The organism is Edaphobacter sp., assembly GCF_028283685.1.
Classification (GTDB): Bacteria; Acidobacteriota; Terriglobia; order Terriglobales; family Acidobacteriaceae; genus Edaphobacter.
The window spans coordinates 421,544-437,205 of record NZ_JAPWKF010000004.1 but is presented as its reverse complement, the minus strand read 5'-3'; the positions used below and the strand labels follow the sequence as shown (position 1 = coordinate 437,205).

At 62.2% G+C, this 15,662-nt stretch carries 13 protein-coding genes; 7 read left to right on the top strand and 6 right to left on the bottom strand.

The features are described from left to right. Positions 1–386 precede the first annotated feature (386 nt). Complete coding sequence (locus PW789_RS06960; protein ID WP_299373410.1) at positions 387–1,025, top strand: response regulator transcription factor; 639 nt, start codon at positions 387–389, stop codon at positions 1,023–1,025. A gap of 1 nt (position 1,026) precedes the next feature. Here the strand turns inward: PW789_RS06960 and PW789_RS06955 are convergent, their stop codons facing one another. The 4 genes from PW789_RS06955 to PW789_RS06940 all read right to left on the bottom strand — a co-directional run bounded on the left by PW789_RS06955 (position 1,027) and on the right by PW789_RS06940 (position 5,397). Beyond that, positions 1,027–3,162, bottom strand: a complete 2,136-nt coding sequence (locus tag PW789_RS06955; protein WP_299373407.1) for an ATP-binding protein — start codon at positions 3,160–3,162, stop codon at positions 1,027–1,029. After that, positions 3,159–4,130, bottom strand: coding sequence for a substrate-binding domain-containing protein (locus tag PW789_RS06950; protein WP_299373404.1), 972 nt, complete (start codon positions 4,128–4,130; stop codon positions 3,159–3,161). Before PW789_RS06950 ends, PW789_RS06955 begins: the two co-directional genes overlap by 4 nt. Before the next feature lie 325 nt (positions 4,131–4,455). Further along, positions 4,456–4,851 (bottom strand): RNA-binding S4 domain-containing protein, encoded by a 396-nt coding sequence (locus PW789_RS06945; protein ID WP_299373402.1) that lies wholly within the window; start codon positions 4,849–4,851, stop codon positions 4,456–4,458. Positions 4,852–4,962: 111 nt separating this feature from the next. Continuing rightward, complete coding sequence (locus PW789_RS06940) at positions 4,963–5,397, bottom strand: hypothetical protein (RefSeq protein WP_299373399.1); 435 nt, start codon at positions 5,395–5,397, stop codon at positions 4,963–4,965. 293 nt (positions 5,398–5,690) lie between these two features. On the opposite strand from PW789_RS06940, the gene PW789_RS06935 reads away from it, so the two are divergent. Together PW789_RS06935 and PW789_RS06930 are read left to right on the top strand one after the other, a co-directional pair. Next, on the top strand, positions 5,691–6,842 hold the full coding sequence (locus PW789_RS06935) for a DNA polymerase III subunit delta' (protein WP_299373397.1): 1,152 nt from the start codon (positions 5,691–5,693) through the stop codon (positions 6,840–6,842). Positions 6,843–6,877: 35 nt separating this feature from the next. Further along, positions 6,878–7,360, top strand: a complete 483-nt coding sequence (locus tag PW789_RS06930; protein WP_299373394.1) for a hypothetical protein — start codon at positions 6,878–6,880, stop codon at positions 7,358–7,360. Positions 7,361–7,366: 6 nt separating this feature from the next. Here PW789_RS06930 and PW789_RS06925 read toward each other — a convergent pair whose 3' ends face one another. Continuing rightward, positions 7,367–8,410, bottom strand: a complete 1,044-nt coding sequence (locus PW789_RS06925; protein WP_299373391.1) for an L-threonylcarbamoyladenylate synthase — start codon at positions 8,408–8,410, stop codon at positions 7,367–7,369. Between the two features lie 49 nt (positions 8,411–8,459). On the opposite strand from PW789_RS06925, the gene PW789_RS06920 reads away from it, so the two are divergent. The 3 genes from PW789_RS06920 (at position 8,460) to PW789_RS06910 (ending at position 11,289) form a co-directional block, all read left to right on the top strand. Continuing rightward, positions 8,460–9,080, top strand: a complete 621-nt coding sequence (locus PW789_RS06920; protein ID WP_299373388.1) for a class IV adenylate cyclase — start codon at positions 8,460–8,462, stop codon at positions 9,078–9,080. Positions 9,081–9,168: 88 nt separating this feature from the next. Further along, positions 9,169–9,495: an energy transducer TonB gene (locus PW789_RS06915; RefSeq protein ID WP_299373386.1), complete on the top strand. Its 327-nt coding sequence runs from the start codon at positions 9,169–9,171 to the stop codon at positions 9,493–9,495. 75 nt (positions 9,496–9,570) lie between these two features. Next, complete coding sequence (locus PW789_RS06910; protein ID WP_299373383.1) at positions 9,571–11,289, top strand: methyl-accepting chemotaxis protein; 1,719 nt, start codon at positions 9,571–9,573, stop codon at positions 11,287–11,289. A gap of 85 nt (positions 11,290–11,374) precedes the next feature. Here the strand turns inward: PW789_RS06910 and PW789_RS06905 are convergent, their stop codons facing one another. Beyond that, positions 11,375–12,451: an energy transducer TonB gene (locus PW789_RS06905; protein WP_299373380.1), complete on the bottom strand. Its 1,077-nt coding sequence runs from the start codon at positions 12,449–12,451 to the stop codon at positions 11,375–11,377. A gap of 315 nt (positions 12,452–12,766) precedes the next feature. Here PW789_RS06905 and ileS point away from each other — a divergent pair, with 315 nt between their 5' ends. After that, positions 12,767–15,661 carry an isoleucine--tRNA ligase gene (ileS, locus tag PW789_RS06900; RefSeq protein WP_299373376.1) on the top strand — a complete coding sequence of 965 codons (2,895 nt, stop codon included), beginning with the start codon at positions 12,767–12,769 and terminating at the stop codon, positions 15,659–15,661. Position 15,662: the final 1 nt, after the last annotated feature.

Here is a 15,662-nt window from a genome sequence, read left to right as displayed (position 1 = left end):
AAAACTTGCGATGAATCGAAAAATGCCAAGGTGGTGCAGGATGGCCTCGGAACAAACACTTTGTGCACTTTTGGAAGCGCGACAATCCTAGTAATGTTTGAGAAATTCGGTCAATAGATTGGCAACACCAAAAACAGGCAGTGCTGTAGCACTATGGTCAGACCGAACCAGCGTCTCCGGGGAAGATGAGTGAGTGTGTTCGCGTGTTACAGACAACAACCAACACAACAAGCGGCGTCACTCCGAAGAGGACACTGGCGACAAGTTGTGATGTGGTTGGTCAGCACTTCCCTCAACGTAATCGAAGCAACCTGGTCTGTCAAAATTACGGCTCGAATAGGCCACCAAACAGGATCGCAACGTTTTAGAATGATTCCTCCAGAACGATGCCTGCCTCCACCCCAATTCGCGTCTTCGTCGTCGACGATCATCAGGTCGTGCGCATGGGGCTGAAAACAATGCTTGAGAGCGTACCCGACATCGCGGTGGTCGGGACATCGGCCTCGCCACTGGAGGTCATCGAGAAGGTCTCTCCCGTGGATGTGGATGTTGTTCTGACGGACCTTCGGATGGCGGAGATGAACGGCGAAGAGATGATTCGACGTCTGCACCAGGTTCATCCGGAGCTTCGTTGCGCAGTGCTGACGAACTATCACTCCGATGAAGACGTCTTTAGTGCGGTCAAAGCTGGTGCGATGGCCTACATCTTAAAGACGGCGAGCATGGAGCATGTCGTCACCGCGATTCGCACTGTCCACGAGGGGGGCCGTTCCATTCCTCCACACATCGCGCAACAGCTTGCAGAGCGTGTTGCACGCATCGAGCTCAGCGTGCGCGAACGAGAGATACTTCAGCTCGTCGCTCAAGGCATGAAGAATCGAGAGATCGCCGACCTGCTATACATCAGCGAGTTCACCGCCCGCAATCACGTCATTAATCTGTTGGAGAAACTCGGCACACGCGATCGCACCGAAGCTACCGCGGTTGCAATCAAGCGGGGCCTCGTGCGGCTCGAACAGAATTAGGCTAAACGGCCTTCGATCCGCTGCTATATCGCAACCGGATCTTCTGCCAAAGCGTCCGCTGAGTCGTATAAGGAGCTCGCACCCGGATACAGCTCCCCTTCCTCTCCGTTGATATCACGGCGAGTTGTGCCCCGATACTCACGGCTCGCCGCCTCATGCCGCGGAAGCCGAAACCATTGGCGTTCGCTGCATAGTTGAATCCTTGGCCGTCATCCCATATCTCCAGCGTCACCATGCGATAGTCATAGCGAACATGCATCGCAATCTCGCTTGCATCGGCGTGACGAAGAATATTTGCGATCGCTTCGCGACCGATATGAAAGAGCGCATCACGAACTACAAGGGAGACATCATGCGCGTTTCCTTCGCGAGAAAGCCGTACCGGCAACTGATTCCCTTCCATCATCGCGTAGGCGCTTCGCTCCAGAAGCGTGAGCAGATCCGCACCGTCCTCTGCCCCCGGGTGTAACGCTGCGATCTCCGCACTCGCCTCCCGGTGTGTCCTGGTGACGAGATCGCAGGCGAGGGTTAGCTTGTCCACAATGGTCGGCATCGTCATTGCGCCGGTACGCGCAGAGTTGCGCACGCCCTGTAGATGGAAGCCTACCCCGGCAAAGCTCTGTGCCAGGGTATCGTGCATCTGGTGAGCGAGCCGCTCCCGCTCGTGCAGGATCGCCAGCATCTTGGAACGCTGCACCCTCAGGTAGATGTAGACTCCCAATCCAATCAGCAACGCCAGGAGAGTGATATATCGCGCCAGCTGACGAGTCGACCACCACGGAGGCCCGTTAATCACCTCAGCATCCTCCATGGATCGCATCAAAATAGCAAACGCCCCACCCTCCTTGCCCTGCCACGGCCCCACGCGACATACACCGCGGATGCGGAGTTCGCTTCCTGGAACGAGTTTGTCGAATTGCTCATCGGAGAGCCCGCGTGGGCTCTCCGCGCGGAAGGTCTGCGCCGAGTCCTCCAGCAGCAAAGTCACGCGATCGTTCGCTTCCACTCTCTTGCTCAACAACCGCGCGCGCAGCTCCGTCAGCTTTCCGTCAAAAGGAACCTCCGCCGCTTGTGTCGACGTCACCGAAGCGGGAGGCAGGAGAGTACGATCTCCTGTGAGTCGGATACTGTCAGGAATAAGACTTACACGCTCGCTGATATTTTCGACCTGCCCGTTGATCTCAACCTCGTCTCCCATATTCAGCGCATTCGCAACAGGAGAGATCACAGCAATACCGCCTGTCGCATCCTGCACGTACAAAGGCGATAAGAGGGTGACAAAACCGCGGATGACCGTAGCATTCTGCGTTCCGCTTCCCTGCATCTTGATCGCTTCAATCGTTACAGGGGACTGTGTGTCATTGACATGGATGTCCGTCGGTTCTAATTCAGAGCTGTCGCGTCGCATCACCGCATCAATATAGGAGAGATCTGCTTCACGAAAGTGGAACTTCGGTGTCTGTATCTGGCTGACATGCTCGCGAATGGCTGCGAGATCAGCCGGTCGCGCCTGATGCACCTCGATGTTCCGCCACGCGCCGCCGGTTGCCATGGAACGAAGACCGATCTTGCCTTGCCTCACGCAGCTTTTCTCCTCCATCAGGCTCCAGGTATCGTGCCCTGTCGCCGAATCGGTCGCTCGCGCACCAATGAAACATCCCTGCGCCACCACGCGCAGGTGATACCACTTCGCCGCATTGACACCGCCAGCCACCTCTGTCGGTGTCCCCTCCATCCACCCGTGATCGGCCCTTCCCATCACGAGCGCCTGATCGCCCGAGCGCAGACCGACATAGTAGCCACTATAAGAATCGACGCCCGGCTCTGCGTCATTGACGCGGACGATTAATCCAACGTCTCCCGCGTGACCAATCAGCTTCAGATCCGCATCCAGGACGATGTCTTTCCACCTCGCATCGCCAGTGACGAGCTTGGCCCCGTGTTCGTCGGAACGATTCACCACCGAGTCGCCTGCAATCTGCCAGTTGCCGCCCATCGCAGACCACTCCGCCCCCTGATGCTGCGTGAAACGATCTTTGTATGGCAGCTTGACGCGTTGATAGCGGAGCCAGGCGAAAACAATAAAAGCCGCACCGACAAACACCACCAGCGCCCCCGCCACGAGATGCTTCTTCATGGCAAGGCTCTCCAGTCCATCTTCAGTAGAGTTTTTATCGGCTCACTATCCATGTTCTTTTGTGTAATCAATACTGGCTCGAAGACAGAGACTGCTGGGGCCGGCTGACCTCTCCGCAACGCCGCAATATTTTCGACGGCCCTCTCTCCCATCGCCCGCATATTGGACACAATCAACCCATCGACAATACCCCGCCGCAACAGGTTCAACTGTTCCTGCGTGTAATCCGTGCTAACCAGATGCACTCCGCCGCGATGCATACTTCGCAGCGCCGTAGCTCCGCCGATCGTTCCCGTGCTGTTGAGAGCAAAGAGGGCAACTAGCTTTGGATGCTCGCGTAATATCTTCGCGGTCGTCATCTCCGCCTGTCCAATTGTCCCTGCTCCTCCCACCTTGCTGACGATACGGAGAGCTGGAGCACACTGCGCAAGATGCTTCTCGAACGAAGACACCAACGTCGTGCTTCCCGGCGTGACAGGATCGATGCCGGTCACGGCCACCTCGCCCACGGTCTCTCCCATGTTGCATAGATGCTCTGCCGTAAGCCGTGCCGACATATCCAGATCGGTCAGCACAAACGTGAGATTTGGGTCGGGAGGAAAGGGGATCGGCGCCCCCAGGATGACGACTGGGATCTTTTCAGTCAGTGCGCGCTGGATTGCTGTGTCCAGTGCGAATGCGGCCGTCGGTGTAAGCACGATGCCGGCATTACGCTGCCCGATCGCGCGCTCCACCAGTTCAATCTCCTGCTCCGTATCATCGCTGCCGCGTGGGCCGTTCCAATAGATCTTCATGCCCGCACGCTCGGCCGCGTGAGTCATGCCGGCATGCTCCATGACGTACAACGACCCCGACGCATCGCGCGGAATCGCATAGATAACATTGTCGAAATCCTTGTGCCTGCACCCAACCATGAGCACAAGTGCAGTCAAAAGGATTGCAGGTGGAATCCAGGCCTTGCAGCTCATCCAGGAATCATAGACGGCTTCTCGAAGTGCCGGCTTCTCCGTTTTGCTATACAGCCGGAAATCCACTCTAGCGATTTGCTTGAATGAAAGCTCTTAGAGGTTCTCATTCCCCGAACATTTTGAGAACGAGAACAGCCTGATCGCAGATTTGACCACGGCTGAACGAGCGCAGCTGATTATCTTGTTACGAAAGTGGCTGCTAGCCTTGAGAAAGAAGTGGCTCCCCGCCGCCAGTTGTTGGGGCGTGCCGAAGGAACGAAAGCGCCGTGGACGGACCTGTTTTCCGACCACGTCTGTCCGTCCACCCATCGAGCCGCCACATTCCTCAACGACCGCGAAATTTATCGATCACCCGGCGATCCCGCTTCGTAGGCCGACCTGCCTCCCACGTGCTCTCGTAGATCGGAATCGCCTTCTTCGCCTCGACCACCGCCGCGCGCGCCGCCTTGCTCTCATCCGTCTCGCGATACAGCGTCTGCGCCACCGAAGCCGATCCTCGCACCTCGCTCAGCGCCAGCACCTCAATCACAAACTCCCCGCCGGCGTTGCGGATCTTCAGCATCTCCCCCGCATGCACGTCGCGCGAGGCCTTCACCGGTTGCCACGCGATCTCGCCCTTGCGCCAGTCAATCCTTCCCAAATCGCACGCCTTCGACGCCAGCGCCCGCGTCTTGAAGAACCGCGCCGCCCACAGCCACTTATCTGCACGAACCGAATCCATCCCACTATTGTGACGCAACGGCGCAGTCGAAGACGGCTCGAATCATTTCTCTGATCTGAGAAGAAAAACGCCGCAGCGCCACGGCTCCTGTCCTGCTAATTCCTGTCTGCGCTAGTTCCTGTCCCGTGAAGGATCATCCGCATCCAGCATGCTCGAAATCGTCGGCACCACCACCACCGTCTTTCCCTGCCAGTAACCCACCACTCCGCTGCGAATCATCCGCGGCTCTGTCTCCCGGGTCGTCTCCGAGACGTGCTCGCGCAGAAAATGCCCCGCCGCCATGCGCGACGGAAAGATCACGAAGTCCTTCGGATGCCGGGCGACATCCTCCCGCAGGCTCTCGGAGATATCGCCATCTCCTCTGTGCACTCGCCTGTGAGCCCTGCTCAACGCCATCTTCCCCAGCGTCATCTTTCCCGGAACCACGCGGCGCACCTCCGGCTGCTGCCACGACGTGCTCACCACGCCCCATGACCCGGCCGAGCACAGGCAGAGCATGGCAGGCAGCAGCATCAGGGACCGAAGACGGGGCCGAAGAAATCGCATCGCCTCATCCTGTCCTGCCCCGCTCCCCGCCACCATCCCACCTCCGAGTCATGTCAACACACCCTCCCGCCCGCAAAATCCGGTTCCCAACAACTAATCCCTCGTACACCGGCACTTCCGGCGCCCCGCCCGCTCGCGCAGAAAGTGCCGATCTGCCCTGTGCGATCCTCTAAAATGAAATTGGGCTTTCTTCGGACAGGAGCCATCCGCAACGGATAACTTTGGGCACCGCGCCAATATCCCCTTTCTTCCGAAGACTTTGCGTAAAATCACCGGGAGAGGGAGGGCAAGCCATGGCCGAGATCGAACAGACCGCAACTGCACCGGCGACCTTCAATGACTTCCTCGGCAACTCCGCCGCAGTCGAGCATCTCCGCACCTCCATCGCCCACGGACGCCTTCCCCACTCGCTGATCCTCTCCGGCCCTTCCGGTGCCGGAAAGTACACCCTCGCCCTCATGCTGGCCATGGCCGTCGAGTGCGAGCGTCAGCCCCGCGATCTCTGGTCCAACGGACAGTCTCTGGCCAACTTCTGCGGCGTCTGCCGCAACTGCACCCGCATCGCCCAGGCCACCGACCTCGACGATGCCATCGACAAGGCCGTCGCCGCCCGCGACGACCTCCGCGAGACCGACAAGAAAGAGACCCGCGTCCTCGTCCAGCCGCACCCCGACGTCCTCATCATTCCGCCCGACCCGCCGCAGCTGCTCATCAAGCTCGGCCAGGTCCGCACCCTCATCCAGTCCTCCAACTACCTTCCCGCCGAGGCGCCAAAGAAGATCTTCATCATCACCGCCTCCAGCTTCATGAAGGAAGCCGCCAATTCGCTGCTCAAGGTCCTCGAAGAGCCGCCGCCAACGGTCCACATCATCCTGCTCTCCGAAAACCCCGGCGAGCTGCTGCCCACCATCCGCTCGCGCTGCGCCATCGTCCGCCTCGGCGCCTTGCCCGTCGAAGAGATTGAAATGCTGCTCGCCGACCGCCGCAGTGACGTGCCCGCCAAACAACGCACGCTGATCGCCCGCCTCGCGCAGGGCGCCGCAGGCAAGGCACTCAACTTCGATCTCACCGGCTACATCTCCGCCCGCGGCGACGCTCTCCTTCTCCTCCGCCAGGCCATCGCCGAACCCGACCACACCGCGCTCTTCAAGATGACCGAGACCTACCGCGCCGGAGCCGAAGGCCAGCAGAAGACCACCCAGCTGCTGCGCACCCTCTCCCTGCTGCTCGAAGACCTTCTCCTGCTGCAATCCGGCACCCCGGAGCTCGTCCGCAACACCGACATCCGCGCCGATCTCGAGCGCATGTCCCAGGCCGTCAGCTTCCAGTGGATCGAACAGACCAGCCGCGCCATCGACCAGGTCTGGAGCGGTATGCGACGCAACCTGCTCCGCTCCCTCTCGCTCGACGCCTTCGCAGGACAGCTCATGACCTCCTCCCGCTAGCCCCTGCGACTATGATGGTCGTCACGAGGCCGTCCATGCTGAACGAACGTCCCATCTCCGATCTCTCCATCCGGCAGGCCGAACTGATCCTGAAGCTCTACGATCTGCGCCGCGAATCCACCATGCGTGAGGCCCGCTCCTACATCGGCGGCGACTTCCTGCCAGCCTCCGCCGACGAGCTCTTCAGCATCGTCACCAACGGAGGCAAAAACGGAGCCTTCGTCCTCCAGGTCTACGGCTACTGGGACATGGTCGCAGCGTTCGTGGCCAGCGGAGCGCTCGAATCCAGGCTGGTCTACGACACCTGCCAGGAGATGTACTTTCAGTACGCCAAGATTCAGCCCTACCTCGCCGAATTCCGCAGGCAGATGAATCTGCCCGAGTGGATGATCAGCATCCAGCATCTGATCGAAGGCTCCGAAGCCGGCCGCACCCGCCTCGCGACCATGCGTAAAAATCTGGCAAGTGTGTCCGGAATTCATACACAGACCGCCGCAACCGAACCCGCGACGACCTGACCGACGTTACTTCTCCCGCGCCGCCTTCCGCAGCCGATCACGCATCGCTTCACCGATACCATCCATCTCCGGCACCGGACAGATAATCACCTTCGCGCCGCGCTCATCCAGCTCGCGCAGTCCGGCAAACAACCGCCGCGCCAGCGCCTCGGCATCGCCCCATGCGCCCCAGCGATAGACCAACGCCGCGCGCGACGCCTCCCATCCCTCCGGCAGCATCACGCCGATCTCATCGGTCTGCTCTGTCAGGGCCCCGATGGTCTCCACAAGACTCAACCGCGCAGCGACCTTCTTCCGCGACGGCTCAAACACCAGCACCAGCCGTGCCCGCGGCGCATAGTGCCTGATCCCGACGCCCGGCGAAGGCAGGCTCTCCGGCGGCCGTACAAACTCGGCCGGCCGGAAGACATCGACGTTGCCCACTCCCACAACAGCCTGCAGCTCCTCCAGCGAGACGCCGCCCGGCCGATACATCACCCAGCCTTCACCATCCTCAGAAGGCCCAATCACAGTCGACTCGACACCAACGCTCGTCGGTCCTCCATCCAGAATCGCATCGATGCGCCCATCCAGATCCTCAAGAACATGTTCCGCCGTCGTCGGGCTCGTCCTGCCGAAGCGATTCGCGCTGGGAGCCGCCAACGGCACACCGGCCTCGCGGATCAGCGCCAGCGCCATCTCATGCCGAGGCATGCGGACGCCGACCAGAGGCCGTCCCGCCGTCACCGAATCCGGCACCTCCACCGTTCGCGGCAGCAGCAGCGTCAACGGCCCGGGCCAGAATCTCTCCATCAGGAGTTCCGCCGCAGCGGGAACCTCCGCCACGCGCGAAACCATCTCCCGGTCCGCGACATGCGCGATCACCGGGTCCCAGCCGGGACGCTCCTTGGCCGCAAAGATCTTCGCAACTGCTTCGGAATCAAGGGCATTCGCGCCCAGGCCATACACCGTCTCAGTCGGGAAGGCGACCGTGCCGCCGCTGCGAAGAATCTCCGCCGCGCGGGCCACTCCCTCCGTTCCGCTCAAACGCTCCGTTTTTCCACCGGACATATCTCAATCCTATCGTTACTGCAGCGTAAAACAGGCCTATACTCAGCCCATGCAGAACGCAGAGATCGAACTTAAGTTCCCCCTCTCCGATCCCGCCGCTCTTCAAGACCTCCTCCCCCAGCTCGGCTTCCATCTCGACACGCCGCGCACCTTCGAATCGAACATCCTCTACGACACGCCATCGCGCGACCTTCGTGCCCAGAAACAGCTGCTGCGCATCCGCCAGTATGGCGAGGTGCACACGCTCACGCACAAGCGCACCGCCGCGCCCGAAGACCCCGAACACCCCTCGCGCTATAAAGTCCGCATCGAGACCGAGACCACCGTCTCCGACCCCGTCGCCCTCGGCCTGGTCTTCGAGCAGCTCGGCTACCAGCCCGTCTTTACCTACGAGAAGTACCGCACCGAGTGGTCCGCCTTCGATCCCGCAACCGGATCGCATCCGCACCTGGTCATCGACGAAACCCCCATCGGCAACTACGCCGAGCTTGAAGGGCCCACCTCGTGGATCGACCGCATGCTGGTCGAACTCGGCATCGACGTGAATACATGCCTCACCGACAGCTACGGCAAGCTCTTCCTCGACTGGAAGCAGCGCACCGCCAGCGCCGCCGAGAACCTGACCTTTACTGAAGTCGCCGGCTCCCGCGTCCTCGAGCCCGTCTCCTGAACCGGCACTCCGGTTCCCTTTTGCAACACCCCTAACGCCCGTCTCAACCCCCGCCGATGAACCCTCTGAATCCTCAGGAGGCTCATCCATGTCCGTCATCCGCCGTCGCTCGCCCCATCTGCTTCTTTTAGCCACTCTCATCTTCGGTACCGGGTTCGCGCACGCAGCCGCACGCCGCGCCGTCTCCAAGGTCGCCCCCATCTACCCGGAGCTTGCCCGCCGCATGCACGTCAGCGGAGTCGTCGTCATGCACCTCACCATTCAGCCCGACGGCTCGGTCTCCGACGCCAAGGTCGAGTCCGGCCACGCTCTCCTCGCCACCGCCGCCCAGAACGCCGTCAAGCAGTGGAAGTTTGAGCCTGCCGCCGTAACCACCGACGCCACCGTCGATGTGAACTTCGGCGACGACCACTAAGCCGCGAAGACCGTCCATCGGACTGCGGCAGACGCATTCACTTTCTTTCAACTGAACTCAGTGACGGGAATAACTATGAAACTTGAATCGAAGCTCGGCTTTGCCTCGGGCGCGCTGATCCTTGCCATGCTGCTCAGCGCCTTCACCGCCACCATGCGCATTCAGCAGGCCACGCGGCTTGCGACCAGCGCCACCACGCAGCACATCCCCATCAACTCCACCACCCGCGACCTGCGCATGCACATGCTCTACAGCATCCATTCGCTGGAGTCGTACATGCTCTTCGGCATCGACCCTGCCACCGCCGCGGCCTATCGCCATGCGCGGCAGCAGTACCTGAGCCAGGCCGACCAGTCCGTCTCGCGCCTTCGCCAGTACTCCGAGCAGGCCGACCTGGGCTACGATGCCACGCGCATCCGCCAGCTCGATGCGGACATGACCCAGTTAAAGGCCCTCGAAGAGAAGGTCGAGCAGCTCAACGAGTCGAAGAGCTCGCAGGGCACCGCGCAGGCCTACGACACCTTCCAGAACCAGATCCTGCCGCTCGAGCGCTCGCTCTTCTCCATGTCGGGCGATCTGGGCGACTCGCAGATGCATCAGGCCAACCTCGAGATCGAGCAGCTGCAGCGCGCCAACACCGCCACACTGTGGACGCTCTGGATCGCCACGATTATCGGCGCCCTCCTTGGTGGCACCTTCTCCTTCATGCTCTCGCGCCGCATCACCCGCTCCATCGACGAAGTCGCCGAGCGCGCCGACGCCATCGCCGAGGGTGACCTGACCGGCACCCGCCTTGAGCATCTCTACAGCAGCGATCAGATCGGCACGCTGGCGCAGGCCATGCAAAAGATGCAGGGCAATCTCGCCAACATCATCGGCACCGTCGTCGACACCGCAGGCTCGCTGACCGGCAACGCCGTCTCCATGCGTTCGGCCTCCGACCAGATCCACAAGCGCATCGACCTGCAGAGTCAGCAGACGCAGCAGGCTGCCACGGCGATGCAGGAGATGTCGGCCTCCATCGCCGAGGTCTCGCGCCACACCCAGTCGGCCGCCGAGACCGCTCGCTCTGCCGCGCAGACCGCTCGCGAGGGCGGCGACATCGTCAAGCAGGTGCTCGGCTCCATGCACTCCATCGCCACTGCCGTCAGCGAGACCTCCTCGACCGTCGGCCTGCTGGGTGAGGACTCCAAGCGCATCTCGCAGATCGTCACCGTCATCGACGAGATCGCCCGCAAGACCAACCTGCTGGCGCTCAACGCAGCCATCGAAGCGGCCCGCGCCGGCGATCACGGCCGAGGCTTCGCCGTCGTCGCCGGTGAGGTTCGCCGCCTCGCCGAATCCACCGCACAGGCCACGGGAGAGATCGCCACCATGATCCAGGAGATCCAGGACCGCACCCGCGTCGCCATCGCTTCGATGGAGAGCGGCACCGGCACCGTCGAGCAGGGCGTCGTCACCACCAACCAGGCAGGCGAGGCGCTGGAGCGCATCATCGGCATGGCCGAACGCGTCGACAAGATGATCGCGCAGATCGCCATCGCCGCCTCGCAGCAGGCTGCGGCGGCCGATCAGTCTTCCGCCAGCCTGGATTCCATCCACTCCCTGAGCCACGACAACCTCATGGAGATGGCGACCACCGCCACCGGCATCGAGACGCTGCGCTCCACCGTCGTCACCCTCGAGGAGCAGATCGACCGCTTCCGCCTCAGCGAGGACTCGAGCGTGAAGATGACACGCAGGATCGCCGCAGCAACACCGGGCGGCATCAAGCCGGTGACGCGGGCCGCCTGAGACCGCAACGCCGTAACCACGAAGGGCCTGCCATCGCGGCAGGCCCTTCGTCTTTGTTTCAGACTTCGTTTATCTCAGGCTTCGTTTAGAAGATCTGGAAGTTAACCTCGACGTTCAGCTCGACCAGCACAGGCTTGCCGTTCTCCATCGCAGGCTTGAACTTGTACTGCTTCACCGCTTCGACAGCCTTCTCGTCCAGTCCCATGCCGACGCCGCGGATCACGCGAACGTGACTGGGATTGCCGTTGGTGTCGACCCACAGGTTCACCAGCACGTTGCCCGCGACCTTGGCCTTGCGAGCCTCTTCCGAGAACTCCGGCTCGACCGAGAAGATCAGCTGCGGCGCCGAGACGCCTCCACCGATACGCCTCGGTCCGCCACCCGTGTTGCCGCCCGATCCAGGCCCGATGCCCGATCCGTTACCCGAACCGAGTCCGGTGCCCGATCCGTTGCCCATCGACATGCCCACCAGCGGCGAGTTGGCCACGCCGATCTGCGGAATGCTCGACGCCATGTGGACGTCCTTCTGGACTTCGACCGTCGGCTCAATCTTGATCTTCGGGTCCTGCAGCGGAGGAGCCTTCGGCGGAACGATCTGCTGCTCGGCGAACTTCGGCGGCGTGCCCTTGGTCACCGGCGTCGGTCCGCGTTGTCCGCCGCCGCCGCCCATCGCCTTGGCGCGCATCGGCGCAATCGGGGGCACCGTCACTTCGGTGATCTGCGTCTGCTTCACCGGCGCGGCAAACGGAACCTTCTTGTGCAGCAGCCACGCAAAGAGCAGAAACAGCAGAGCGTAGATCGCGATGGCCGTGCCGGTCGCCTTGGGGTCCTGCTTCGACTTCAGCAGGTCGGGGACCGCGATCGGCGTCGACTCCAGCTGCAGCGGAGGAAGCTTTTTGGGGAAGAAGACGTCTTCGACGCTCGACCACAGGGACTTGAAGATGCCCTGCTCTTCGATGATCAGGTCGTTCTCCACCGGCCGCGACTCCAGATGCAGCGGAGTCTGCTTGACCGGATTGAAGGCATCGCGCAGATTCGAGACGAGCGAAGACCACATTGAGCCTTCGGTCTCTTCGCTCAACTTGGGAGCCTCACCGCCCGGAAGCAGCACAGGGCCTTCGTCGTTCCTGGGTTCGTTATCAGTCAACCATGTATTTGCCATTCAGCTGCTTTGCCTCGGCGACGGCGTGTTCGCTTGCCGCCTGCTTCCTCGAGTTATCGGGCGCTTCTTTGATCTGCTCCGGTCTTCGCCGGCTCCCTCAATGTTTTACCCCGATGCAGGGCATCCTGGCTCCAGAAAACATTCTACAAAGATTCCCCGATACCTGCTTGTGCATTGGACGCAAAGCCTGGCCGGAATGTCTCTCGCTAACCCCATGGATTTCCATGGCGGCGCCTCCACGCCCCCTGCACGGCTTTGCCCAGCCGGATACAATGGAACTTTGGCCCCCGTGCCACCCTGAAGCCAGAGGAAGAGATGCCGGAAGTAACCGAGACCAAGCCGCAGGCGACCCAGGCCGCCGCAGACGCCAAGCCCCTGAAGTCGACCCTGAACCTGCCCCAGACCGCCTTCGCCATGAAGGCCAACCTCCCGGTCAACGAGCCCATTCGTCTGGCCGCGTGGCAGCAACAGGACATCTACGGCCAGATCCGCGCCTCCCGCGCCGGAGCACCCAAGTACATCCTCCACGATGGACCGCCCTACGCCAACGGGGCCATCCACCTCGGCCACGCTCTGAATAAGTGCATCAAGGACTTCGTCGTCAAAACCAAGACCATGGCGGGCTTCGACGCCCCCTACGTCCCCGGCTGGGACTGCCACGGCCTGCCCATCGAGATCAAGGTCGACGAGCAGCTCGGCCGTAAAAAGCTGGAGATGGACCCGCTCGCCGTCCGCAAGGCCTGCCGCGAGTACGCCCAGAAGTACGTCGACCTGCAACGCTCGCAGTTCGAGCGCATCGGCGTCTTCGGCCGCTGGAAAAATCCTTACCTGACGATGTCGCTGCCCTACGAGGCCTCCATCGTCGAGACCTTCTACGACTTCTTCGAGAAGGGCTTTGTCTACAAGGGCCTGAAGGCCGTCTACTGGTGCATCCACGACAAGACTGCCCTCGCCGAGGCCGAGATCGAGTACGAGATGCACACCTCGCCCTCGATCTACGTGCGCTACAAGCTCACCAGCGCTCCCGAAGCCATCGATCCCGCGCTCGCCGGTCTTCCGGTCTACACCATCATCTGGACGACGACGCCGTGGACGCTTCCGGCATCGCTCGCCGTCGCCTTCAACCCGGAGCTGGACTACGTCGCGCTGAAAAACTCGGACGGGAACGTCTACATCGTCGCCGATGCCCTGGCCGACGCGACGCGCAAGGCCTGCAATCTTCCCGAGGCCACCGAGATCGCCCGCTTCAAAGGCGAGGTGCTCGACCGCATCACCTTCCAGCACCCCTTCCTCGACCGCGAGATCCTCGGCGTCCTCGCCGACTACGTCACCATCGAGCAGGGCACCGGCGCCGTCCACACGGCCCCCTCGCACGGCGCGGACGACTTCAACACCGGCACGAAGTATGGCCTCTCGCAGGTCTGCAACGTCGACGCCGCCGGTCGCCTGCGCAACGGCCTGCCTGAATACGACGGCATGCAGATCTTCAAGGCCAACCCGGTCATCATCGACCTGGTCGCCGCGCGCGGCGCGCTGATGGGGCGCAGCGATATCCATCACTCCTATCCGCACTGCTGGCGCTGCCACAATCCGGTCATCTTCCGCGCCACCGAGCAGTGGTTCATCTCCATGGAGACGCCGATGACCGCGCCCGACGGCACTCCCACTACCTTCCGCCAGCGCACGCTAGATGAAATTGCGAACGTCGTCTGGGACCCGTCCTGGGGGCAGGAGCGCATCTCCAACATGATCGCTACCCGGCCCGACTGGACCATCTCGCGCCAGCGCATCTGGGGCGTGCCGATCGCGGTCTTCATGTGCGAGAAGTGCCACACGCCGCTGAACGATAAGAAGATCAACAAGAGCATCGTCGATCTCTTCCACAAGGAAGGTGCCGACGCCTGGTACGCGCACGGCGTCGACACGCTGCTGCCCAAAGGCACGGCCTGCGCCTCCTGCGGCGGCACCGAGTTCCGCAAGGAGATGGACATCCTCGACGTATGGTTTGAGTCCGGCGCCAGCTGGCACGCCGTGCTCGACGTCGAGCCCGAGCTGCAGTGGCCCGCCGACCTCTACACCGAGGGTGGCGATCAGCATCGCGGCTGGTTCCACTCCTCGATTCTGACCTCCGTCGCGGTGCGCGGTAAGGCGCCCTACAAGATGGTCGCCACCTCCGGCTGGACCCTCGACGAACAGGGACGCGCGTTCTCGAAGTCGCTCGGCAACGGTGTCGATCCGGTCGACATCGCCAAGCGCCTCGGCGGCGAGATCGTTCGCCTCTGGGTCGCCTCGGTCGACTTCCGCGAAGACGTCGCGGCCAGCGAAAACCTGATGCAGCGCGTCAGCGACAACTATCGCAAGCTGCGTAACACCTTCCGCTTCCTGCTCGGCAACCTGCACGACTTCAACCCCGCCGAGCACTCCGTCCTCTTCGCGCAGATGGAGCCTCTCGACCAGTACATCCTCGCGCGGACCGCAGAGCTGGACGCCAGGATTCGCGCCGCCTACGACGACATCGAGTTCCACCGCGCCTATCACGCGCTGAACGAGTACATTAACTCCGACCTCAGCGCGCTCTACCTCGATGTGCTCAAGGATCGCCTCTACACCTTCGCGCCCAACCACCCGGCACGCCGCTCGGCGCAGACCGCGATGTGGCGCATCGCCGAGGCGCTGACGCGGCTCGTCGCTCCGATCCTCAGCTTCACCGCCGACGAGGTCTGGCAGTCGCTGCCCACAGTCGCAGGCCGCGAGACCAGCGTGCACGTCGCACTCTTCCCCAACATCGCGGAGATCGTCCCCGGCAACGTCAAGCCGATCGAAGAGGATTGGGAGCAGCTGCTGGCGGTTCGCGACCAGGTGCTGCTCTCGCTCGAGGCCGCGCGCCAGGCCAAGCTCGTCGGCAAGGGCCTCGACGCCCGCGTTGCCATCGAGGCCAGCGAGCCAACACTCTCTCTGCTGCAGCGCTACCAGTCCAGCCTCAAGGAGCTCTTCAACGTCTCGCAGGTGGCACTCACGCACATCGAGCACCCCAACAGCGAGACCAGGGTCGAAACCATTGCCGCTGAAGGCGTGAAGTGCGAGCGCTGCTGGAACTACACCACCGATGTGGGTCAGGACGCGCGCTTCCCCACCGTCTGCCTGCGCTGCGCCGAGGCGCTCGACGCCATCGGTTACCCGCCATACGCTGCCTCAACCCCGACGGAGTAAT